Origin of the sequence: Mesorhizobium sp. M0830 (assembly GCF_040319965.1) — a bacterium.
In the GTDB taxonomy this organism is placed as follows: Bacteria; Pseudomonadota; Alphaproteobacteria; order Rhizobiales; family Rhizobiaceae; genus Mesorhizobium.
On the sequence record NZ_JAMYOR010000044.1, the window covers coordinates 21,165 to 41,537 of the forward strand.

At 62.5% G+C, this 20,373-nt stretch carries 20 protein-coding genes; 10 read left to right on the forward strand and 10 right to left on the reverse strand.

The features are described from left to right. Window positions 1-6: 6 nt before the first annotated feature. The 6 genes from NKI20_RS23125 (at window position 7) to NKI20_RS23150 (ending at window position 6,223) form a co-directional block, all read left to right on the forward strand. Window positions 7-1,185, forward strand: a complete 1,179-nt coding sequence (locus NKI20_RS23125; protein ID WP_352834663.1) for an MFS transporter — start codon at window positions 7-9, stop codon at window positions 1,183-1,185. A gap of 61 nt (window positions 1,186-1,246) precedes the next feature. Then, window positions 1,247-3,316 carry a prolyl oligopeptidase family serine peptidase gene (locus NKI20_RS23130; protein ID WP_352834666.1) on the forward strand — a complete coding sequence of 690 codons (2,070 nt, stop codon included), beginning with the start codon at window positions 1,247-1,249 and terminating at the stop codon, window positions 3,314-3,316. A gap of 99 nt (window positions 3,317-3,415) precedes the next feature. After that, the gene (locus NKI20_RS23135) at window positions 3,416-3,556 is read left to right on the forward strand and encodes a capsid protein (RefSeq protein ID WP_084025154.1); all 141 of its coding nucleotides are present in this window, start codon (window positions 3,416-3,418) and stop codon (window positions 3,554-3,556) included. Window positions 3,557-3,607: 51 nt separating this feature from the next. Beyond that, a complete protein-coding gene (locus tag NKI20_RS23140) occupies window positions 3,608-4,987 on the forward strand; it encodes an aspartate aminotransferase family protein (RefSeq protein ID WP_352834671.1) in 1,380 nt (459 codons plus the stop codon). Window positions 4,988-5,128: 141 nt separating this feature from the next. Further along, on the forward strand, window positions 5,129-5,494 hold the full coding sequence (locus tag NKI20_RS23145; RefSeq protein WP_352834675.1) for a hypothetical protein: 366 nt from the start codon (window positions 5,129-5,131) through the stop codon (window positions 5,492-5,494). A gap of 81 nt (window positions 5,495-5,575) precedes the next feature. Next, window positions 5,576-6,223 (forward strand): cytochrome c oxidase assembly factor Coa1 family protein, encoded by a 648-nt coding sequence (locus NKI20_RS23150; RefSeq protein WP_352728539.1) that lies wholly within the window; start codon window positions 5,576-5,578, stop codon window positions 6,221-6,223. A 303-nt stretch (window positions 6,224-6,526) separates the two neighbouring features. On the opposite strand, the gene mmsB is transcribed toward NKI20_RS23150, so the two are convergent. The 3 genes from mmsB to NKI20_RS23165 form a co-directional block, all read right to left on the reverse strand. After that, window positions 6,527-7,411, reverse strand: coding sequence for a 3-hydroxyisobutyrate dehydrogenase (gene mmsB / locus NKI20_RS23155; RefSeq protein WP_352834680.1), 885 nt, complete (start codon window positions 7,409-7,411; stop codon window positions 6,527-6,529). A gap of 73 nt (window positions 7,412-7,484) precedes the next feature. Continuing rightward, complete coding sequence (locus tag NKI20_RS23160; protein ID WP_352834683.1) at window positions 7,485-7,853, reverse strand: four helix bundle protein; 369 nt, start codon at window positions 7,851-7,853, stop codon at window positions 7,485-7,487. Between the two features lie 36 nt (window positions 7,854-7,889). Beyond that, window positions 7,890-9,059, reverse strand: a complete 1,170-nt coding sequence (locus tag NKI20_RS23165) for an isobutyryl-CoA dehydrogenase (protein WP_352834686.1) — start codon at window positions 9,057-9,059, stop codon at window positions 7,890-7,892. Between the two features lie 151 nt (window positions 9,060-9,210). Between NKI20_RS23165 and NKI20_RS23170 the strand changes: the two genes are divergently transcribed. Both NKI20_RS23170 and NKI20_RS23175 read left to right on the forward strand, forming a co-directional pair. Further along, window positions 9,211-9,825, forward strand: a complete 615-nt coding sequence (locus tag NKI20_RS23170; protein ID WP_352834689.1) for a dimethylsulfonioproprionate lyase family protein — start codon at window positions 9,211-9,213, stop codon at window positions 9,823-9,825. After that, window positions 9,825-11,300 carry a cobyric acid synthase gene (locus NKI20_RS23175; protein ID WP_352834692.1) on the forward strand — a complete coding sequence of 492 codons (1,476 nt, stop codon included), beginning with the start codon at window positions 9,825-9,827 and terminating at the stop codon, window positions 11,298-11,300. The genes NKI20_RS23170 and NKI20_RS23175 overlap by 1 nt, the downstream gene beginning before the upstream one ends. A gap of 285 nt (window positions 11,301-11,585) precedes the next feature. Here the strand turns inward: NKI20_RS23175 and NKI20_RS23180 are convergent, their stop codons facing one another. Beyond that, window positions 11,586-11,756, reverse strand: coding sequence for a hypothetical protein (locus tag NKI20_RS23180; protein WP_352834695.1), 171 nt, complete (start codon window positions 11,754-11,756; stop codon window positions 11,586-11,588). Between the two features lie 53 nt (window positions 11,757-11,809). After that, complete coding sequence (locus NKI20_RS23185; RefSeq protein ID WP_352834697.1) at window positions 11,810-12,595, reverse strand: TSUP family transporter; 786 nt, start codon at window positions 12,593-12,595, stop codon at window positions 11,810-11,812. A gap of 115 nt (window positions 12,596-12,710) precedes the next feature. Here NKI20_RS23185 and NKI20_RS23190 point away from each other — a divergent pair, with 115 nt between their 5' ends. Next, the gene (locus NKI20_RS23190; protein ID WP_352604990.1) at window positions 12,711-13,142 is read left to right on the forward strand and encodes a TerB family tellurite resistance protein; all 432 of its coding nucleotides are present in this window, start codon (window positions 12,711-12,713) and stop codon (window positions 13,140-13,142) included. 45 nt (window positions 13,143-13,187) lie between these two features. Further along, on the forward strand, window positions 13,188-13,673 hold the full coding sequence (locus NKI20_RS23195) for an NUDIX domain-containing protein (RefSeq protein ID WP_352834700.1): 486 nt from the start codon (window positions 13,188-13,190) through the stop codon (window positions 13,671-13,673). Window positions 13,674-13,732: 59 nt separating this feature from the next. On the opposite strand, the gene NKI20_RS23200 is transcribed toward NKI20_RS23195, so the two are convergent. The 5 genes from NKI20_RS23200 to NKI20_RS23220 form a co-directional block, all read right to left on the reverse strand. Continuing rightward, window positions 13,733-15,355: an ABC transporter ATP-binding protein gene (locus NKI20_RS23200; RefSeq protein WP_352834703.1), complete on the reverse strand. Its 1,623-nt coding sequence runs from the start codon at window positions 15,353-15,355 to the stop codon at window positions 13,733-13,735. After that, complete coding sequence (locus NKI20_RS23205; RefSeq protein WP_352604950.1) at window positions 15,352-16,221, reverse strand: ABC transporter permease; 870 nt, start codon at window positions 16,219-16,221, stop codon at window positions 15,352-15,354. The genes NKI20_RS23200 and NKI20_RS23205 overlap by 4 nt, the downstream gene beginning before the upstream one ends. After that, on the reverse strand, window positions 16,218-17,165 hold the full coding sequence (locus tag NKI20_RS23210) for an ABC transporter permease (RefSeq protein ID WP_352834707.1): 948 nt from the start codon (window positions 17,163-17,165) through the stop codon (window positions 16,218-16,220). Before NKI20_RS23210 ends, NKI20_RS23205 begins: the two co-directional genes overlap by 4 nt. Window positions 17,166-17,421: 256 nt before the next feature. Continuing rightward, entirely contained in the window at window positions 17,422-18,900 is a 1,479-nt protein-coding gene (locus NKI20_RS23215; protein ID WP_352834710.1) for an ABC transporter substrate-binding protein, read from the reverse strand. Window positions 18,901-19,062: 162 nt separating this feature from the next. After that, window positions 19,063-20,343, reverse strand: a complete 1,281-nt coding sequence (locus tag NKI20_RS23220) for an acetylornithine deacetylase/succinyl-diaminopimelate desuccinylase family protein (RefSeq protein ID WP_352834713.1) — start codon at window positions 20,341-20,343, stop codon at window positions 19,063-19,065. Window positions 20,344-20,373 lie beyond the last annotated feature (30 nt).

Genomic DNA, 20,373 nt, shown 5'->3' on the forward strand with positions numbered 1-20,373 from the left:
CGCACAATGAACCTGGCGGAATCGAACGACGAGACGATGCAGTGGGCTGGTATCACCGGCGTGATCGCAACCGTATCTGTGTTCGCTATCGCCCAGGGACTGTCCTATCCGCTGTTGAGCTTTATCTTGCAGCGTCAGGACGTTTCTCCGGCGATGATCGGCCTTTCGGCGGCGATGACGCCGATCGGCTTCATCGTGTCGTCGCCATTGATCCCGTCGCTGGCGCGGCGGTTCGGGGCAGGGCGCACGGCGCTCATTTGTGCCGCGCTTTCCGCGGTTGTGCTGGCGCTTATCGGCTGGACGCAGAATGTTTATCTCTGGTTTCCGCTGCGCTTCCTGATCGGCGTCGTCACCAATCCGCTTTACGTGCTGAGCGAGATCTGGGTGATCGCGCTGGCGCCGCCGGCGCGACGCGGTCGCGTCATGGGCGTTTACTCGACGATCATCTCGGCCGGTTTCGCGGCCGGGCCGCTTTGCCTGCTTGCCGTTGGCACGGAGGGCTGGCCGCCATTCCTCGTCGGCATTTTCGCCTTCGTGCTGTGCGGCATCTGCCTGGCCTCGGTTCTGCCGCGCTTGCCCAAGGTCGACGAGGCCGGGCATCAGGTTTCCGTCCTCGGTTTCGTGCCGCTGGCGTGGCTGCTTTTGTTTGCCGTCATCGTGGCCGCCGGTTTCGAACAGGGCGCGCTGGCCCTGCTGCCGGTCTATGGCACTCATCACGGCATCACTGAGACCCGCATGTCGGCGCTGCTGTCGGTGATGATCGCCGGCAACATCGCCATGCAGGTGCCGCTCGGACTTCTGGCGGAAAGGCTTTCCGCGCGCCTGGTGCGGCTTGCCTGTGTTTCATTGACGGTGCTTGGTTGTGGGCTGTTGCCGCTTCTCATCGAGGCGCCGCTGATCTGGCCGATGATTTTCGTCTGGGGTGCTGTTTCCTACGGCATCTACACGATGTCGATCATCGAGCTCGGCGAGCGCTTCACAGGCTCGACACTGGTCGCCGGCAACGCAGCATTCTCCTTGATGTGGGGCGTCGGCGGCATCGCCGTGCCGCCGCTGGCGGGCGGCGCTATGGATATTCTGGGCGCCGGCGGGCTGCCGATCACGCTCGGCCTGATGTGCCTGGCGCTGGCTATCGCGAGCCTGGCTGGCCGACGGAAAGCCTCAATTGTGCGGCGAACATATTGAATATCGGACATGGCATATCGATGTTGGCAATCCCCAAAGCGACGCGTTTATCGGAGACCTCATGACCAAGCCCATCCAAAAACCAAGATCCGCCACCGAGACCAACGATCCGTTTCTCTGGCTGGAAGACAGGACAGCCGCGCAGTCGCTTGACTGGGTGCATCGCCAGAACGAGGTCACGGTTGGCGAGCTGCAGGGTGATCCGTCCTATCAGGCTTCGTTCCAGACCGCGCTCGACCTGATGACGGCCGAAGACAACATCGCAGTCGGCGCAGCACTCAAAGGCCATGTCTATAATTTCTGGCAGGACAAGACCAATGTGCTCGGCCTCTGGCGCCGCACGTCGGTTGCTTCCTACAAAACCGAAAAACCTGACTGGGAAACGATCATCGACTTCGACCAGCTTGCGGCGAAAGAGGGGATCAAATGGGTGTTCGGAGGCGCAAGCCGACTCTATCCGGACTTCAATCGCTGTCTGGTGAGTATGTCGCCGGATGGCGGCGACGCCAGCGAGATGCGTGAATTCGACATCGAAACGAAATCCTTCGTGGAAGGTGGGTTTCGCGCGCCCGCATCCAAGTCGGGTTTCAGCTGGCTGGACAAGGACACGGTCATCGTTTCGGCGGCGTTCGAGGAGGCCGACAAGACTGAGTCCGGGTATCCGCGCGTGATCAAGCTCTGGAAGCGGGGCACGAAGCTCGAAGACGCGACACCGATCTTCGAGGCGCAGAAAGAGGATCTCGCCGTTGGCGCAGCTGTCGAGTTCGACGGCGACAGGCGCTATTTGATCTTGGCCCGGACGCTGAATTTCTTCGCTTCGCACATCTTCCTGCGGCTGCCGTCCGGCGAAAACAAACAGTTGCCACTGCCGGACGACATGACCGACACCGCGATCTTCAGGGATCAGCTCGTCTTCGGCCTGCGCAGCCCGTGGACGGCGCCCGATGGCACGTTGTGCAAGCCTGATGGCCTCTATTCGCTGGATCTGGCGCTCTGGGTCGAGACCGCTACGCTCGGTCCGGTGGAAACCGTGTTGGAGCCGGCATATCGGGTGTCCATCGCCGGCATTGCCCGCACGCAGGACCGGCTGTTCATCAACCTGATGGACAATGTGCGCGGCAAGGTCGTCGTCTGCGAGCGCAAGGAGGGCGGCTGGTCGCTGAAACCGGTCGCGTTGCCCGAAAACGGCAATGTAGGCATCAGCCATGCCGAGCAGTTCGGGTCGAGTGTGTCGTTCTCCTTCACCGATTTCCTGACGCCGAGCTCGATCATCTGGTCGGACGACAATGGCGAGACACTGGCAACCGTGAAGTCGCAGCCGGCGCGTTTCGATGCCTCGCCGCTGATCTCGGAACAGTTCGAGGCACGCTCCAAGGACGGCACGATGATCCCTTATTTCGTCGTCAGGCGGCGCGACCAGAAAGGTCCGGTGCCGACGCTGCTCTATGGCTATGGGGGCTTCGAAGTGCCGCTGCTGCCGGGCTATGCCGGCGTGCGCGGCAGGCTGTGGCTGGAGAAGGGCAACGCCTATGTGCAGGCCTGCATTCGCGGCGGCGGCGAGTTCGGCCCGGCCTGGCATCAGGCGGCGCTCAAGGGCAATCGCCAGAACGGGTTCGACGATTTTGCGGCAGTAGCACAGGACGTCGTCAAACGCGGTATCGCCACGGCTGCTTCGCTCGGCATCCAGGGCGGTTCGAATGGCGGCCTGCTGACGGGCGTTTCCCTGACGCAGCGCCCCGAACTGTTCGGCGCAGTCATCATCGAAGTGCCGCTGCTCGACATGCTGCGCTACACCGAATTGCCGCCCGGTGCTTCCTGGATGGCCGAATATGGCGACCCGTCGAAACCCGAAGACGCGAAGTGGCTTGCCGCCTATTCGCCCTACCAGCATATCGATGCCGGAGCTGCCTATCCGCCGGTGCTGCTGACCACCTCGACCGCCGACGACCGTGTCCATCCCGGCCATGCGCGGAAGATGGCCGCCCGCCTGCAGCAAGCCGGCCATGCCAGGACTCTATTCTTCGAAGAGACCGAGGGCGGGCATGGCGGCCGCGGCGACCGCCGGCCGCAGGCGGCGCAGACGGCGATGAAATATGTCTTCCTGCAAAGGGCGCTGGGCGGAACGGCATAGACGGCAGATTTTGACGCAGTTCCCGAGGAAGAGCGCTACGCACTTTCCTCGGGGAAAACCGTTTCACACTTTTCCCGAAATTGCTCTAAGGTGCCATCCATGGCTCTCGAAGGGACATTGGCTGGCGCATTCGGGCTTCGCGCATTGCGGGTCGCGGTGACACCGTCACCGCGCACGCTGCGCGCCGAGCTTTTGCGGCTGTGCGCCCGCATCGGTTATTCGCCACCTGTCTGCCTCTGACGCATTCGCCCCGGCTTGGGCCGGATAGAATCCAGAGGAAAGATCAGATCCATGACTTATCAGAATTATTCGCTGAAGCAGCTTCAGCAGATCGATGCCGCGCATCATCTGCATCCGTTCACCGATCACAGGGAACTGCGCGAAGTCGGCTCGCGTATCATCACCCGCGCCAATGGGCCGTTCATCTATGATTCCGAGGGGGCTGAAATCCTCGACGGCATGGCCGGGCTGTGGTGCGTGAACGTCGGCTATGGGCGCGACGAACTGGCCGAGGCAGCCTATGCCCAGATGAAGGAGCTGCCCTACTACAACTCCTTCTTCAAATGTTCGACGCCGACGCCGGTGCTGTTGTCACAAAAACTGGCGGAAATCGCACCGAAGAACGTCAGCCAGGTGTTCTACGGTTCGTCCGGTTCGGAAGCCAACGACACGGCGCTGCGCCTTGTGCGCCATTACTGGGTGTTGGAAGGCAAGCCGGAGAAGAACCGCATCATCTCGCGCAAGATGGCCTATCACGGCTCGACCGTTGCCGGCACCTCGCTCGGCGGGATGGATGCCATGCACAAGCAGCTCGGCGGTGCGGTGCCCAACATCGTCCATGTGATGATGCCCTATGCCTATGAGCTGGCGCTGCCGGGCGAGAGCGATCATGATTTCGGCTTGCGCGCGGCCGGGGCTGTCGAGGTTGCGATCCTCGAAGCCGGCGCCAACAAGGTTGCTGCCTTCATCGGCGAGCCGGTCATGGGAGCAGGCGGTGTGAAAATTCCGCCGGTCAGCTACTGGCCGGAGGTGCAGCGCATCTGCCGCAAATATGATGTCCTGCTGATGCTGGACGAGGTCATCACCGGCTATGGCCGCACCGGCGAGTGGTTCGCCGCGCAGACGCTCGGCATCGAGCCGGACACGATCGCCACGGCCAAGGCCCTGACCTCCGGCTATCAGCCGCTGTCGGCATTGTTGGTCGGCGACCGCATAGCCTCTACGCTGGTCGAGAAGGGCGGCGAGTTCAATCACGGCTACACCTATTCCGGCCACCCGGTGGCCTGCGCCGTGGCGTTGAAGAACCTCGAGATCATCGAGCGGGAAGAGCTGGTCGACCGCGTCCGGAACGATACCGGCCCCTATTTCGCCAAGGCGTTGCAGGAGCGCATTGCCGGGCATGATCTGGTCGGCGAGGTGCGTTCGATCGGGCTGATGGGCGCGATCGAGATCGTCAAGGACAAGGCGACCAAGGAGCGGTTCCTGCCGGCGGGAAGCGCGGCGGTGACCGTGCGCGACCACGCCATCGCGCACGGCATGATGCTGCGCGCCACCGGCGACACGATGATCCTGTCGCCGCCGCTGATCTGGACCCGCGATACGATCGACATGGCCTGCGAGCGCATCTCGAAGGCGCTGGATCTGGCGCAAGCCGATCTGCGCAAGCGGTAGGGCTCGACCTCCAACCGGGCATTCCTCGGCAGGAGCGCCCGGTCTCGACAACATGATCGAGCGGCGAGTGAACGAATTCCATCCCGATCGCGTAGTGTGTGGGGCAGCGGCTGATTCGGCCGCCACAAGGGGTTTGTTTGGATGAGAAAGATCGGCAAGAGCCGACGGACGCAAGAAGCGGCCAGCATCGGCGGTGATCTGATGCTGGCGCCGCTGGTGGCGATGATGCGGCTGCCTCTGATGGCCATGGATGGCGGGAGCAGCCAGCCATGGGGCACGGAGACGGCGCATGCGGTAAACGAGAAGACCGCCGCCATGGCCCAAGGCGCGTTTGCGGCGCAAATGTCTTTCCTGCAGTCGGCATCGCGGTTCTGGCCGGAAGTCTTTTCCGGCCGCACGCCGTCGCTGTTCAACGGTGTTGCGGCGGAACGCTCGATTAGCGCTGCGCTGAAGCCGGCAAGCCGTGCCGTGAAGGCGAATTTTCGCCGACTGTCCAACAAGACCTGACCGAGTTGCAGACCTTTGATTTTGCGCATCGAGGAGTGCATGCGCTAGAACCAGTCGGTACAGTTACCGATGGGGGATACGATGGCCGGACAACCGCTCAACCAGCCGGCTGAAATTCCAGCCGAACTCGACCGTTGGAATTGGGGCGCCTTCTTTCTCAACTGGATCTGGGGCATCGGCAACAGCACCTTCATCGCGCTGCTGGCGCTGATCCCGTTCGTCAATATCGTCATGATCATCGTGCTGGGCGCACGAGGCAGTCGCTGGGCGTGGCGGAACCGCGCCTGGCGCGACGCGGAACAGTTTCGCAAGACGCAACGCAACTGGGCAATCGCCGGCGTTGTCGTGTGGGTGGTCGGGATCGGCGGTTGTGCGACGATGGTCGGCAGCATCCCCTACGTCCTGAAAGGCAGCGATGCCTACCGCATGACCATGGACAGACTTCGCGCCGACGATCGCGTGAAGGCCGCGCTCGGCAATGATGTGGCGGCCGACAGTTTCTGGGTCGGTGGCCATCTCAATATCAATGCGAATGGTTCTGGTGACGCCCAGTTCAGCATTCCGGTCCACGGCGCCAAGGGCAAGGGCACTGCCTACTCAACCGCAGTCCGCGCTGCCGGCACGTGGAGCCTGCGCCTGCTGGTCGTCAGGCTCGAGGGGGCCGATGCACCGATCGTGCTGATCAACGAAGATCATGTCCCGATCCCGAATGCGGCAATCGGAATATAAAAACCAGACTGTGCGGATAAACTGGCTGAAACGCAAAAACCGCGCTCCATCGGGAACGCGGCTTTGCCAGATACGCATGGCGCTTCGCTACTCAAATACTTTGCGAAACCTACGGCATTTGTCGAAACTTACAGGCTCCGGTACGCGAGACCTGATCCGGAGCGCCGGGCGGATGCGATATGTCCGCCTCGCAATCCGTTTTATAGGAACATCGTTACCGCAGAGTTATCGAGAACTTAAGCAAATCTAAACTTGCATTCTTTCTGCCGAAGGAAATCGGAAAAAGCCTGCCAAGTCCGTTGGTTACGCTGGATTGCCGCGCAGAAAATTAATTATGCCGGAGAAATCGGCGCCGCCATGTCCCTGGGCGTTGAACAAGGCATAGAGCTGGGCTGCCTCGGCGCCAAGCGGCGTCACCGCACCCGCGCTTTGTGCTGCTTCCTGGGACAATTTCAGATCTTTCAGCATCAGTGCCGCAGCAAACCCTGGCTTGTAGTCCCTGTTGGCGGGCGAAGTCGGCACAGGGCCGGGCACCGGGCAATAGGCGGTCAAGGACCAGCATTGCCCCGACGAGGTCGAGGCGACATCGAACAGTGCTTGGTGCGAGAGGCCGAGCTTTTCCGCCAGAACGAAGGCTTCGGCGACACCGATCATCGAGATGCCGAGGATCATGTTGTTGCATATCTTTGCCGCCTGTCCGGCGCCGTCGCCGCCGCAATGGACGATGCGGCCGGCCATCGGCTTCAGGACCGGCTCGGCTGCGGCGAAGGCATCACCGGAGCCTCCGGCCATGAAGGTGAGCGTGCCGGCCGCGGCACCGCCCGTGCCGCCCGAGACGGGTGCATCGATGGACAGCAGGCCGTGTTTGGCGGCAATGGCGTGCGCCTTGCGCGCCGATTCGACGTCGATGGTCGAGGAATCGATGAACAACGTGCCTTTTTTCGCCTTGGGCGCGATGTCCTCATAGACCGATAGCACGTGCTTGCCGGCTGGCAGCATGGTGATCACCACCTCGGCGCCCTTCACCGCGGCCGGTGCGTTGGCCATGACGACGACGCCATGCTGGCGCGCGACGGTCAAATTCTCCGGCATCAGGTCGAAGCCGTGCACGGCATGTCCTGCCTTGACCAGATTGGCGGCCATCGGATTGCCCATGTTCCCGAGGCCGATGAAGGCGATGGTGGTCATCGTGGTGCTCCGTGATTTGTGCTAGGCAGTAGGCAGTAGGCAGTAGGCAGTAGGCAGTAGGCAGTAGGGTTGTCTATTCCGGCTTAAGTCTGACAATGAGTTGGCGAAGCATTTTGCCGATGCCCTCGGTGGATGTCAGCAAATGATCAGCTTGATCATGCGTGGCAAGGCCAATGCGTTCGGCGATCTGGAGGTGTGTCTCGAACTCCTTCAGCGAGCCTTGGGCTATTCTGAGAAATTGCTGATAAGAGCCTCTGTTATCTCGACCGTAACCTTCGGCGATGTTTGCAGGGATCGAGGTCGCTGAACGGCGGATTTGGCTGGTCAACCCGTACAATTCTTCCTTGGGCCATACCTTGGTCAAGGAATAGGTGGCGACAGCCAGGTCCATCGCCTGCTGCCACACGATAAGATCCTTGTATGAATTGATCTTGCCGGTCATCTCACTGCCTACTGCCTACTGCCTACTGCCTACTGCCTACTGCCTTCCAATTAATGCACGCGCGATGATGACGCGCATGATTTCGTTGGTGCCTTCGAGGATCTGGTGCACGCGCAGGTCCCGCACCAGCTTCTCGATGCCGTAGTCGTGCAGGTAGCCATAACCGCCGAGCAGTTGCAGCGCGTCGTTGGCGACATTGAAGCCGGTGTCGGTGACGAAGCGCTTGGCCATCGCTGACCATTTGCCGGCATCCGGCGCCTTGCGGTCGAGCTTCGAAGCGGCGGCATAAAGGAAGATGCGCGCCGCCTGTAGCTCGGTCTCCATGTCGGCCAGCTTGAACTGCAAGGCCTGGAACAGATTGATCTTCGAGCCGAAGGCCTTGCGCTCGGCAGTGTAGGCAAGCGCCTTGTCGAGCGCCGACTGTGCGCCGCCAAGCGAACAGGCGGCGATGTTCAGCCGGCCGCCATCGAGTCCGGCCATGGCAATGCCGAAGCCAGCGCCTTCGCCCGACAAAAGGTTCTCCGCCGGCACCTTGCAATCCTCGAAGATGACTTGGCGGGTCGACTGCATGTGCCAGCCCATCTTGTGCTCGTTGGCGCCGAAGGAGAGGCCCGGTGCATCTTTCGGCACGACGATGGTGGAGATGCCTTTCGGCCCCTCAGTGCCGGTGCGCACCATGACGGCATAGACATCGCTGTCGCCTGCGCCCGAGATGAACTGCTTGGTGCCGTTCAGCACATAGTCGCCGCCGCTCTTGACCGCGCGCGTCTTCAGCGCCGCGGCATCGGAACCGGAGCCGGGCTCGGTCAGACAATAGCTCGCCAGCCACTCCATAGAGGTGAGCTTCGGCAGGAAGCGCTGGCGTTGCTCTTCATTGCCGAAGCGGTCGATCATCGATGCCACCATGTTGTGGATCGAGATGAAGGACGAAAAGGCCGGATCGGCGTGCGACAGCGCTTCGAAGATCAGCACAGCATCAAGCCTGCCAAGTGCGGAACCGCCGACATCGTCCCTGGTATAGATGCCGCCGAGGCCGAGCGGGCCGGTTTCGCGGATCACATCGGCAGGAAAGTGTTTCCGGCGGTCCCAGTCGAGCGCATTCGGCGCGACGCGGTCGGCGGCGAAGGCCTGCGCCACCTCTTGGATGGCGCGCTGCTCCTCATTGAGTTCGAACTGGCTGGTGCTCGCATCGACCGCGGCGTCCATGGCGTGCTCCCTAATATCTTCGACCTGTTGGCCTGTCGTTTTTGGCTTTGCGCGCGCACCAATCTAGACCAATGATGCCGCCGCGCAACCCGACCCTATCAACCGGCCATTTGGGGAGCGGCTGTGCGTCAATGGGTGTCCGGAGCACGATGTGACGACAAGATTCGATGATCTGCTGGGGCGGTTCCACGCCCATCTCGCTTCTGTGGATAACGCCCTAGTGCGTGACGCCGTGTTGCGGATCAATTGGGAGATGCCGGCCCGTATGCTGGAGCCGCATCCGCTCGCCTGCCTGCGTCATCTCGATCGCGCCGCCGAACTGGCGCCGCCGGATGCCAAGCCGCTGGTGCAACTGCTTGCCGAGCGTCGGAACGATTTCCGCTGGGGGCAGACCTATGGCGAGACGGATTTCGGAAAAAAGTTCATCGACAATTACGGTTGGCTGGAGGTGTTCGGCACGCGAGGCCACTTCGCCAATGACGAGGTCGCCGCCGGCTTGCTGATCCTGGGGCCCGATATCGTCTATCCCGACCACCATCACGTTGCCGAAGAAATCTACGTTCCGCTGACCAGCGGCGCTGAATGGCGGATGGGCGAGAGCGGCTTTTGCATGCGCACGGCCGGCGAGGTCGTCCACCACGCGTCCAACGTCAATCACGCCATGCGCACCGGCAAAGACCCATTGCTGGCGCTCTACATCTGGCGCGGCGGGCCGCTGGCGCAGAAATCGAACATCACCGGAACCGTGACGCAGGGCAGGGGCTGATGGCCAGGGCGATCATGCTGCAAGGCACGGGTTCGGATGTCGGCAAGACGGTTCTGGTCGCCGGCCTCTGCCGCGCGGCAAAAAAGCGTGGGCTGAAGGTGCGGCCATTCAAGCCGCAGAACATGTCGAACAATGCTGCCGTCGCCGACATTCCGGGCGACAACAACCATGGCGGCGGCGAGATCGGCCGCGCCCAATGGCTGCAGGCGATCGCTTGCGGCGTCGCACCCTCGGTCCACATGAACCCGGTACTGCTCAAGCCGCAGACCGATGTCGGCGCGCAGGTCATCGTGCAGGGAAAGGTGTTCGGCGAAGCGCGGGCGCGCGACTACCAGGCGATGAAGGGCCGACTGATGGACGCGGTGCTGGACTCCTGGGGCAAGGTCGGCGAGGGCGCCGATCTGGTGATCGTCGAGGGGGCCGGCTCGCCGGCCGAGATCAACCTGCGCAGCCGCGACATCGCCAATATGGGCTTTGCCACGCGCGCCGACGTGCCAGTAGTGCTGGTCGGCGACATCGATCGCGGCGGCGTCATCGCTTCGGTGGCGGGTACGCATCTGATCCTGCCGGAAGAGGACCGGCGCATGATCGTCGGCTACCTCATCAACAAGTTCCGCGGCGACGTTTCGCTATTCGACGACGGCATCAGGTCGATCGAGGCATTTACGGGCTGGCGCTGTTTCGGCGTCGTGCCGTGGCTGAAGGCGGCGGCACGCTTGCCTTCGGAAGATTCGGTGGTGCTGGAACGGCTGGCGTCCGGCGAAGCGCGCGCGCTGAAAGTGGCCGTGCCGATGCTTGGCCGCATCGCCAATTTCGACGATCTCGACCCGCTCAAGGCCGAACCGCAGGTCGAGGTGGTGTTCGTGCCGCCGGGAAGACCGCTGCCTGCCGATGCTGGGCTGGTGGTCATTCCAGGCTCGAAATCGACGATTGGCGATCTCATAAAATTTCGCGAGAACGGCTGGGACCGCGATCTTCTCGCGCATCGGAAGCGTGGCGGCCATGTCGTGGGCATCTGCGGCGGCTTCCAGATGCTCGGCCGTATCGTGCGCGATCCCGACGGCATCGAAGGCAGCGTCACCGAGGCCAAAGGCCTCGGCCTGCTCGACGTCGAAACGGTGATGGAACCGGAGAAGACGGTGCGCAACGTCAGCGCCCATTCGGTGCCGTTCGACCTGCCGCTCGAAGGCTACGAAATCCATCTTGGCCGCACCACCGGGCCCGATACGCTGCGGCCGTCCGCAGTCATCAATGGCGTCGATGACGGGGCAGTCTCGGCCGATGGCAAGGTGATCGGCACCTATATGCATGGCTTGTTTGGCGCCGACGGCTTTCGCGGGAAATTCCTCGAAAGCCTCGGCATCAAGGGCGGCGGCATCGACTATCGGGCCGAAGTCGAGCGGGCCTTGGACGACGTCGCAGCCGAGCTGGAGACGCATCTCGACTGCGACGCAATCTTTGCGCTGGCGCGGTAGATTCGCCCATCGCTTCGTCATCCACGGGCGGGCCAAGGAGGGAAGCGACTCGGCGCAGAGCCGATATTCCATGCCGCGACTTCAAGGCGTTGCTGCGGTACAGAATTCTGCTCCGTTGCACTCCGCGCGAACCGTCCAGCGACGGTTCGGTCCTGCTCTTGCTAGGGTTGCATCTCGGCTGGCATCGGCCATTTGCGCCAAGGCAAATCCAGCAGACCCGTGGCCCGAATCAAAAGCGCCCGGCTTTTGGCCGGGCGCTCCTCGTCCCCACTTCAAAGGAACGTGTCAGGCGCCGCGCATCAGGCAGCCGCCGGCAAGCACGATGAAAGCGATAAGAACAATCCACACCGATGCGATTGGAATGAACGCAAGAATGCCAAGCGCGGCGAGAACGCCGATGATGGCGATAACAACGGAAATGATAAAAACGATCTGGGTAGGTGCGCTAAGATTCATGTCTGGCTCCTCGCAACATGATTCGAACAGTGGCAGTCTATCAGTGCACGTGATCACACACCAATCATGGCACGCAGCGGGTTCGCTGGATCGGCCAGAAGCTTCACGGCCAGCGCCAGACAGACGATCACCAGCAATGGCTTGATCAGTTTTGCGCCGATGCGCATGGCCAGGCTGGCGCCGACGCGCGCGCCGAGGAACTGGGCAATGCCCATCATCAGGCCGATCTTCCAATAGACGACGCCGACCGCGGCGAAGACGATGAAGCCGCCGATGTTGGAGGCGAAATTGAGCAGCTTGGTGTGCGCCGTCGACTTGAGCACACCGTAGCCGGCAAGTGCCACGAAACCCAGCATGTAGAAGGAGCCGGCGCCTGGCCCGAACAGGCCATCGTAGAAGCCGATGGCGGGCACCAGCGTCAGTCCGAACAGGAACGGCGACAGGCGCTCGGCGCGGTCGACATCGTTCATGTTGGGTTTGAGCGCGAAGTAGACCGCGATGGCGATCAGCACGATGGGCAAGGCAGCCCGCAGAATGTCACCGGGCACGATCGTTGCCAGCAAGGCACCGATGGCGCTTCCGACAAGGGCCAAAAGCGCCGACGGCAATTGCCGGCGCAGGTCGACATGACCCTTCGACGCGTAGTGGATAGTCGCCGAGCCCGACCCGAACATACCTTGCAATTTATTGGTGGCGAGCGCCTGGACCGGTGTGAAGCCGGCAAGCAGCAGCGCCGGCACGGTGATCAGCCCGCCGCCGCCCGCGATCGAATCGACAAAGCCCGCGGCGAAGGCGGCGAAGGCGAGCATGGCGACGGTCTGGATGCTAAGGTCGATCATCTGATGTATGGAGGGCTCGGTCGGCTGAGATGTCCGGCGTTCGACCACGACCGCCCTGTTTGCGCAAGACCGATTCCGCGCTACCTCTATGAAGAGGAATCGGAAAGGGACCATGATGGCGTTCGCATTGCTGGACCAGATACGTCAGATCTTCGACGGCGACCCGGGCGTGCGCAAGGTGGCGGACGATCCGGTTCTGTCGGCGGAACTATTGATGCTGTTTCGCATGATCCTGGCCGACGGGTCGGTCAGTGAGAGCGAGATGGTTGCCTTCCGGCGCATCTGCAAGGACGCCTTCGGCATTGCGGAAACCAGCGTCGACAGCGTCATCCAATATCTCAACGAGTTCGGCTACGAGACCAATGGCTCGCAAGCAATTGCGCTGTTCCGTGATCTCGACATCGAACGACGCAAGCAATTGGCCCGCCATATGGCTGACATCGCCAAGGCGGATTCGCAACTGGCCGAGAGCGAGGTGCGCCTGCTGCGGCGCACGCTCGACCTGCTCGATATCAACCCGGTCGATTTGGTGAAGCCGGAAGGCTAGGCATTGCCTGGGCAACGGTTCGCTGACGTCAAAGGGAGTATTCAAATGGCCTTTGCCGACAGCTATCTGGGACAATTGCGGGCGTTGATCGGAAGCCGTCTGGTGTTGATGCCGGGTGCGCGCATCGTCATCGAACGCGCCGACAGCCGCATCCTGTTGCAGAAACGGACCGATTTTGGCCTGTGGGGCCTGCCTGGCGGCAATGCCGAGGAAGGCGAGGGTCTGGAAGCGGTGGTCATCCGGGAGGTGCTTGAGGAAACCGGGTTGATCGTCAGTGATGTCGAACCATTCGGGTTCGGCTGCGACCCGCACTATGAAACCTTCCAGTTTCCAAATGGCGACCGCGCCCAGTTCTTCGCTTTGATGTTCTACACGCGCTTCTTTGAAGGCGAGCCGGCCGTCACCGATGACGAAAGCAGCGCCGTCGGCTGGTTTGCGCCCGACGGCTTGCCTGAAATGCTACCCAACATGGCGCGCAGCATCGACGCCTACCTCCGATTCAAGGCCACCGGAAAATTCCAGATGGTCTAAGAGGTTTTGCTTTGTGCATGTCGTTCTCCCAAAACCGGGGCCACTTTGGGCGACATGCATTAACCCTGCTCGCGCATCCGTTTTGCAATCGCCCGGTGCAAATCAGGAGCGGCACTGACAAGCGCCTTGGCCGCCTCGGACTGCGGCTGGTCGAGCACCTCGCTGGTCTTGCCGCGCTCGACTATCTTGCCGTCATGCATGACCAGCACCTCGTCCGTGATGGCGCGAGCGACGGTCAGATCGTGGGTTATGAACAGATAGGCGATGCCGAGCTTCTGGTTGAGCTCGGCGAACAGATCGAGGATCTGGGCGCGGATCGAAACGTCGAGCGCCGAGACCGGCTCGTCGGCGACGACCAGTTTCGGCCGCGTGATGATGGCCCGGGCGATCGAAAGACGCTGGCGCTGGCCGCCCGAAAACTCGTGCGGGTATTTGTCCATGTCGCGCTGGTCGAGGCCGACTTCATGCAGCGCATGCGCCACCATCTCGCGGCGCTCGGCGCGCGTCGGCTTCTTGTCCAGCACATGCAGGGGTTCGGCGACCAGTTTCTCGACTTTCTGGCGCGGGTCGAAGGATCCGTAGGGGTCTTGAAAAACGACTTGCATGTCACGACGCGCCGGCTTCAGCTCGGCTTCGCTCTTGCCGGTGATGGTTTCGCCGCGAAACCGGATGGTGCCCGAGCTTGGCCGGTCCAGCGCCAGGATCATGCGGGCGAGCGTTGACTTGCCGCAGCCGGAGCGGCCGACCAGCGCCACCGACTGACCCGGCGCCATCGACAAGGACACCTGGTCGACGGCGCGGATATCAGGCGCTCGCCTGAATAGCGAGGTGCGCCGACCGGCATAGTCGCGGGTCACGCCCTCGACCTGGAGCAAAGGTCGGCCCGTCTCGAGACCATGCGGCTTCGAGCGCGCCGGCACATGGATCGAGGCCTGCGCCAGCTGTCGCGTGTAGGGATGGAGTTGTTCGGACAGCGTGCGCGCCGTGTCACCGGTTTCCATTACCTCGCCGCGGCGCAGGATGGTGATGCGGTCCGCCATCTCGGTCACCACGGCAAGGTCGTGCGAGATCAGCAGCAGCCCCATGCGGCTCTCGGCGACGAGGTCGCGCAGGAGGTCGAGGATCTGGGCCTGCAGCACCACGTCGAGAGCCGTGGTCGGCTCGTCGGCGATCAGGAGCTTCGGCTTCAGCGCACAAGCGATGGCGATGACGACGCGCTGGCGCTGGCCGCCCGACAGTTCGTGCGGATAGCGCGACATTGGGAATTTCGCCGAGGGCAAGCCGACCCGGTCGAGCATTTTTCGAGCCCGGTCTTCGGCTTCGGCGCGGCTTGCCTTGGTATGCCAGCGAATGCCTTCGGCGACCTGTTCGCCGATGGTCTTGACCGGATTGAGCGCCGTCATCGGCTCCTGGAACACCATGCCGATGTCATCGCCGCGCAGCGCGCACATCTGGTCCTCTGTTGCTGCGAGGAGGTCGATGCCGTCGAATGTGACGCGTCCGGTAGCGCGCGCGGCATGGGGCAGAAGCTGCATCACCGTCAGCGCGGTCATCGACTTGCCCGAGCCGGATTCGCCGACCAGGCCCATCACTTCGCCGGGCGCGACGGAAAGTTCCATACCCTTGAGGATCGGCGTGTCGCCGATGGTCAGCGAAAGGTTCTTGATGTCGAGCAGGCTCATCGCTGCCGCCGCGATTTTGGATCGAGAATGTCGGCGATACCGTCGCCCAGGAGGTTCAGCCCCAGCACCGTGACGACGATCGCCATGCCCGGAAAGATCGCCATCCATGGCGCCACCACCATCCGGGTCTGCGCGTCGAACAGCATGCGGCCCCAGCTCGGCATTGGCGGCTGGGCGCCCAGGCCCAGATAGGAAAGCCCGGCCTCCGCCAGGATACCCAGCGCGAACTGGATGGTGCCTTGCACCAGGAGCAGCGTGGCAATGTTGGGCAGCACATGTTCGATGGATATCTGCGTGCTGCTCTTGCCGGCGGCGCGCGCGGCAAGAATGAACTCGCGTGGCCAGATCGCCAGCGCGCCGGCCCGGGCGACACGGGCAAAGACCGGTATGTTGAAGATGCCGATGGCGATGATGGCGTTGACGGCGCCGGGCCCGAAGATAGCGGTGATCATGATCGCCGACAGCAGCGCAGGGAAGGCGAAGACGAGGTCGTTCAGCCGCATCAGCGCCTCGTCGACGAGGCCGCCGCGTGCTGCGGCAAAGGCGCCGAGGGGTACGCCGACCCCCATGCCGATGCCGACAGCGACCAGCGCCACGGCAATCGAATTGCGGGCGCCGACCATGACCATCGACAGGATGTCGCGACCGAAATGGTCGGTGCCGAACCAGTGCGCCAGCGAGGGTGCTTGCGTCTTGTCCGAGATCAACAGTTTCGTGACGTCGTAGGGCGTCCAGGCATAGGAGACGATGGCCATCGCCAGGATCAGCACGGTGATGACGAAACCGGCAACGAAGGCGGTATTCCTGAATGCCTTGGCCAGGATGGTGCCGAAGGTCTCTTCGGGAATGTCAATGTGCAGCGTCATTGCCGGGTTCTCAGGCGAGGATCGACGACCGCATAGGAAAGGTCGACGAGAAGGTTGACGGCGATGACCGCGGCGACCAGCAGCATGACGACGCTTTCGACGACGATCAGGTCGCGCTGGGTGATTGCCTGGAACACCAGCCGGCCGAGGCCGGGCAGGTAAAAGACATTCTCGATGATGATGGTACCGGCGAGCAGGAAGGCGAATTGCAGGCCCAGGATGGTCAGCACCGGGATCATCGCGTTGCGCAGCGCGTGCCGCCACAGGACGGCGCGATAGGGCAGGCCCTTGGCGCGGGCGGTGCGGATATAATCCTCGTTCAACACCTCGATCAGCGCCGAGCGGGTGACGCGCGCCAGGATCGCGGCTTGCGGCAAGGCAAGTGCAACCGCCGGCAGCAGTAGTGATTTCAGCGCCAGCCAGATGCCGGCACTCCAGCCGGGAAAGCCGCCGGCCGGAACCAACTGCAGCCAGACGGCGAACACATAGATCAGCATCAGGGCGAACCAGAAATTGGGCACGGCGACGCCAAGCTGTGCGGCGCCCATGGAAATCGTGTCACCGGCGCGTCCACGCCGGCTGGCGGAAACCAGGCCAACGGGAATCGCGATCATTGTGGAGAGCGCAAGCGCAATCAGCGCCAGCGGCAGCGAAACGGCAAGCCGCTCGCGCACCAGGTCGATGACCGGCACCGAATAGGTATAGGAGCGGCCGAAATCGAGACTGAGCAGGCCGCCGGCCCAGTGAAGATAGCGCAGGGCCACTGGTGCGTTGAGGCCCATCTGGTTGCGCAGCAGTTCGACCTGGTCGGCGCTGGCGTTCAAGCCCAGCATCAGCCGTGCCGGATCGCCGGGCAGGACTTCCAGCACGGCGAACACCACCATGGAGGCCAGGATCAGAGTGGCGATGGCGATGGCGAGGCGTTTTAGGAGATAGGCGGTCATGGAAGGTCGGGGACCGCTGTTTTGCCGGGGGCAGGCAAGGGGTGACGATAGCGTTCTACGGCGCCCCCCTCTGTCCTGCCGGACATCTCCCCCTCAAGGGGGGAGATTGGAAGTTTCAGCGCCGGTGGCACAAATACAGCGTTGATGATTGACGAAAGCAGCAGCGAGAGCGCAATCTCCCCCCTAGAGGGGGAGATGCCCGGCAGGGCAGAGGGGGGCGCGAAGGAACGCAAGGGTCGCCTTTTGGCCAGCAACCTCACTCGCTCCACTTCACCTTGGTCAAATCATTGGCCTGGATGGGTGCGTTTTCCCACAGGCCTTGCAGCTTGGCGTCCCAGACGCCGACCTTGGGCAGTTCGTAGAGGAAACCGACCACGGCATCGTCGGCCAGGATCTTCTGTGCCTGACCCAGCAATTCCTTGCGCTTGGCCTCGTCGGAGGTGACGCCGAGATCGGCGATCACCTTATCGAAGGCCGGATTGTCGTAGTTGAAGTAATAGTCCTTGCGCGAATAGATATCGATGTCGTTGGGTTCGGTGTGGGAGACGATGGTGAGGTCGTAATCTTTCTTGGTGAACACCTGATCCAGCCACTGTGCCCATTCGACCGGGATGATCTCCAGATCGATGCCGACGTCGCGAAGCTCGGAGGCGATGATCTCGCCGCCGAGCCTGGCATAGGCGGGCGGCGGCAATTTCAGCGTCGCCTTGAAGCCGTTCTCCAGCCCCGCTTCCTTCAGCAATTCCTTTGATTTGGCGACATCATGCGGATAGCGGCCGGTGAGGTCGACATAGTCCTTGTTGGCAGGCGACATGTGCGAGCCGATCGGCACGCCGAGGCCGGCCGAGGCGCCGTCGATGATCGCCTTGCGGTCGAGTGCATAGGAAATCGCCTGTCTCACCTGCAATTTGTCGAAGGGAGGCTTCTTGTTGTTGATCGACAGGATGGTTTCGCCTTCGGTCGCGCCGATCACCACCTTGAAGCGCGGGTCGTCCTTGACCTGCGCGACGCTGTCGGGATCAAAGAAGGGAAAGGCCTGGATATCGCCGGAGAGCAGCGCCGGCACGGCGGCCGCGGCATCCGGAACGATGCGGAACTCAGCCTTGTCGAGAGACGCCGGCGTGCCCCAGTAATTGTCCGATTTGACCAGCGTGATCGAGGATCCCTTGGCCCAGTTCTGGAATTTGAACGGGCCGGTACCGATCGGCTTCTCCTTGTTGGTGTCGGCCGTCTCAGGCGCCACGATCACCGCGTCGCCCCACCCCATATTGTAGAGGAAGGAGCCTTGCGGGTTCTTCAGCGTGACCTTGACCGTTGCTGGGTCGACGATTTCGACCGTGTCGATGGCCGCGAACAGGGCCTTTTGCGCATTGACCGAATTGTCGGCGCGGGCGCGGTCGAGCGAGAATTTCACGTCACTGGCATCGAAGTCGGTACCGTCGTGGAATTTCACGCCGGTGTGCAGCTTGAAGGTGTAGACCTTGCCGTCATCGGAAATGGTCCAGCTTTCGGCCAGATCCGGCAGCACCTCACCATTCGGTCCGATGCGGGTCAGGCCCTCGAACACATTGGCGTAAAGCACCTCGTCGATCGCCGCGGCGGCACCGGCGGTCGGATCGAGATGCGGTGGTTCGAGGGGAATGCCGATGACCAGGTCGGTTCGCACGGCAAACGCGGAGGTGCCGGCGGCCAGTGACAGCACTGCGGCGGCCAGGATGGTTTTCCACAATTTCATCGTGCAACTCCCCATGCGTTTCAGACAGGTGCTCAAACCCGGGCGATAGAAGCGTGATTTCGCCGCGGAGTAAATTGCGTTTCGTTCTGCCCGTTGGCGTGGCCGGGAATGTTTTTGTCCTGGCGGCCTCATAGCAGGTCGAAGCTTGTCGCGATGCGCGCCTTATCCGGTGGCTGTGCCACGTAACAGCACATTGAGCCCGATCGCCATCACCTTGGCCGCTTCCACCATGTCCGATATCCCGACCCATTCGTCGGGCCGGTGGGCGAGGTCGAGAATGCCTGGACCATAGGCGATGCAATCGTAGATGTGGCCGATGCGGGCAATGTGCTTCTGGTCGTAGGTGCCTGGCGAGATGACGTAGTCGGGTTCGCGGTCGAACACCGCCATTATGCCTTGCGCCACCGCCTTGACCACCGGCGCGTCGCGCTCCGTCATCAGCGGCAGCACTTCCATCAGGTCGCGGATTTCATAGTCGAATTTTTTCCGCTCGCGCTTCAGGCGCTCGAGAATGCCGGTTACTTCACCTTTGACGGCATCGAGATCTTCCTCGAGCAGGAAGCGACGATCGATGGTCAGCCTGCAGGAATCGGGCACGTTGGGCGAGGGCAGGCCTGGCCGGAAATCCTCGGTCTGGCCGCCGTGGATCGAATTGATGTTCATGGTCGAGCGTTTTGCGCCTTCGGGCACGACCGGCATGCGCGTCATCTTGCGGTCGAGTGCGGGGAACAATTCGTCCTCGAATGCCCTTAGCACGGCACCCATGTGGCGCACCGCATTGTCGCCGAGGAACGGCATGGAGCCGTGCGCGATCTCGCCCTTGGTCTCGATCTCCGCCCACCAGACGCCACGATGACCCAGACAGATGCGGTCCTTGTTCAGCGGCTCGGGAATGATGACGTGGTCGACCCTGGGTTTCGAGAAATAGCCGAGGCTGGCCAGATGGGCCACGCCGCCGAAGCCACCGGACTCCTCGTCGACCGTGCCGGAGATTTCGATAGCGCCGGGAAAGTCGGGGAAGACTTCCAGGAAGGCCTCGGCGGCGATGATCGAAGCGGCCAGGCCGCCCTTCATATCGCAGGCGCCGCGACCATAGACCTTGCCGTCCCTGACGACACCGGCAAAGGGATCGACCGTCCAGCCGTCGCCGGCTTCGACCACATCGATGTGCGAGTTGAAGTGGACGCAGGCACCGGGCGACCTTCCGTCGAAACGGGCAACGACATTGACGCGCGGGTAGCGGTCGGTGTCGCCGGGCGTGCCTTCGGCGCGAATGAATTCGGTCTCGAAACCGCTCTTCTTCAGCCGCGCGCCGAGATATTCGGCGCATGGCCGGTAGGCATCGCCGGGCGGGTTGATGGTCGGAAAACGGATCAGATCGGCGGTCAGCGCGACGACATCGTCGCGCCTGATATCGATTGCCTGGAGGAGTCGCTCGTTCATGGGCGGAGTTGAGCAGCGATCGTCTTGATT

What these genes read in the sequence shown, in the direction of transcription:
- NKI20_RS23125 (WP_352834663.1), top strand. Translation starts at nt 7, where the DNA reads ATGAACCTGGCGGAATCGAACGACGAGACGATGCAGTGGGCTGGTATC.
- NKI20_RS23130 (WP_352834666.1), top strand. Translation starts at nt 1,247, where the DNA reads ATGACCAAGCCCATCCAAAAACCAAGATCCGCCACCGAGACCAACGAT.
- NKI20_RS23135 (WP_084025154.1), top strand. Translation starts at nt 3,416, where the DNA reads ATGGCTCTCGAAGGGACATTGGCTGGCGCATTCGGGCTTCGCGCATTG.
- NKI20_RS23140 (WP_352834671.1), top strand. Translation starts at nt 3,608, where the DNA reads ATGACTTATCAGAATTATTCGCTGAAGCAGCTTCAGCAGATCGATGCC.
- NKI20_RS23145 (WP_352834675.1), top strand. Translation starts at nt 5,129, where the DNA reads ATGAGAAAGATCGGCAAGAGCCGACGGACGCAAGAAGCGGCCAGCATC.
- NKI20_RS23150 (WP_352728539.1), top strand. Translation starts at nt 5,576, where the DNA reads ATGGCCGGACAACCGCTCAACCAGCCGGCTGAAATTCCAGCCGAACTC.
- mmsB (WP_352834680.1), bottom strand. Translation starts at nt 7,411, where the DNA reads ATGACCACCATCGCCTTCATCGGCCTCGGGAACATGGGCAATCCGATG.
- NKI20_RS23160 (WP_352834683.1), bottom strand. Translation starts at nt 7,853, where the DNA reads ATGACCGGCAAGATCAATTCATACAAGGATCTTATCGTGTGGCAGCAG.
- NKI20_RS23165 (WP_352834686.1), bottom strand. Translation starts at nt 9,059, where the DNA reads ATGGACGCCGCGGTCGATGCGAGCACCAGCCAGTTCGAACTCAATGAG.
- NKI20_RS23175 (WP_352834692.1), top strand. Translation starts at nt 9,825, where the DNA reads ATGGCCAGGGCGATCATGCTGCAAGGCACGGGTTCGGATGTCGGCAAG.
- NKI20_RS23180 (WP_352834695.1), bottom strand. Translation starts at nt 11,756, where the DNA reads ATGAATCTTAGCGCACCTACCCAGATCGTTTTTATCATTTCCGTTGTT.
- NKI20_RS23185 (WP_352834697.1), bottom strand. Translation starts at nt 12,595, where the DNA reads ATGATCGACCTTAGCATCCAGACCGTCGCCATGCTCGCCTTCGCCGCC.
- NKI20_RS23190 (WP_352604990.1), top strand. Translation starts at nt 12,711, where the DNA reads ATGGCGTTCGCATTGCTGGACCAGATACGTCAGATCTTCGACGGCGAC.
- NKI20_RS23195 (WP_352834700.1), top strand. Translation starts at nt 13,188, where the DNA reads ATGGCCTTTGCCGACAGCTATCTGGGACAATTGCGGGCGTTGATCGGA.
- NKI20_RS23200 (WP_352834703.1), bottom strand. Translation starts at nt 15,355, where the DNA reads ATGAGCCTGCTCGACATCAAGAACCTTTCGCTGACCATCGGCGACACG.
- NKI20_RS23205 (WP_352604950.1), bottom strand. Translation starts at nt 16,221, where the DNA reads ATGACGCTGCACATTGACATTCCCGAAGAGACCTTCGGCACCATCCTG.
- NKI20_RS23210 (WP_352834707.1), bottom strand. Translation starts at nt 17,165, where the DNA reads ATGACCGCCTATCTCCTAAAACGCCTCGCCATCGCCATCGCCACTCTG.
- NKI20_RS23215 (WP_352834710.1), bottom strand. Translation starts at nt 18,900, where the DNA reads ATGAAATTGTGGAAAACCATCCTGGCCGCCGCAGTGCTGTCACTGGCC.
- NKI20_RS23220 (WP_352834713.1), bottom strand. Translation starts at nt 20,343, where the DNA reads ATGAACGAGCGACTCCTCCAGGCAATCGATATCAGGCGCGACGATGTC.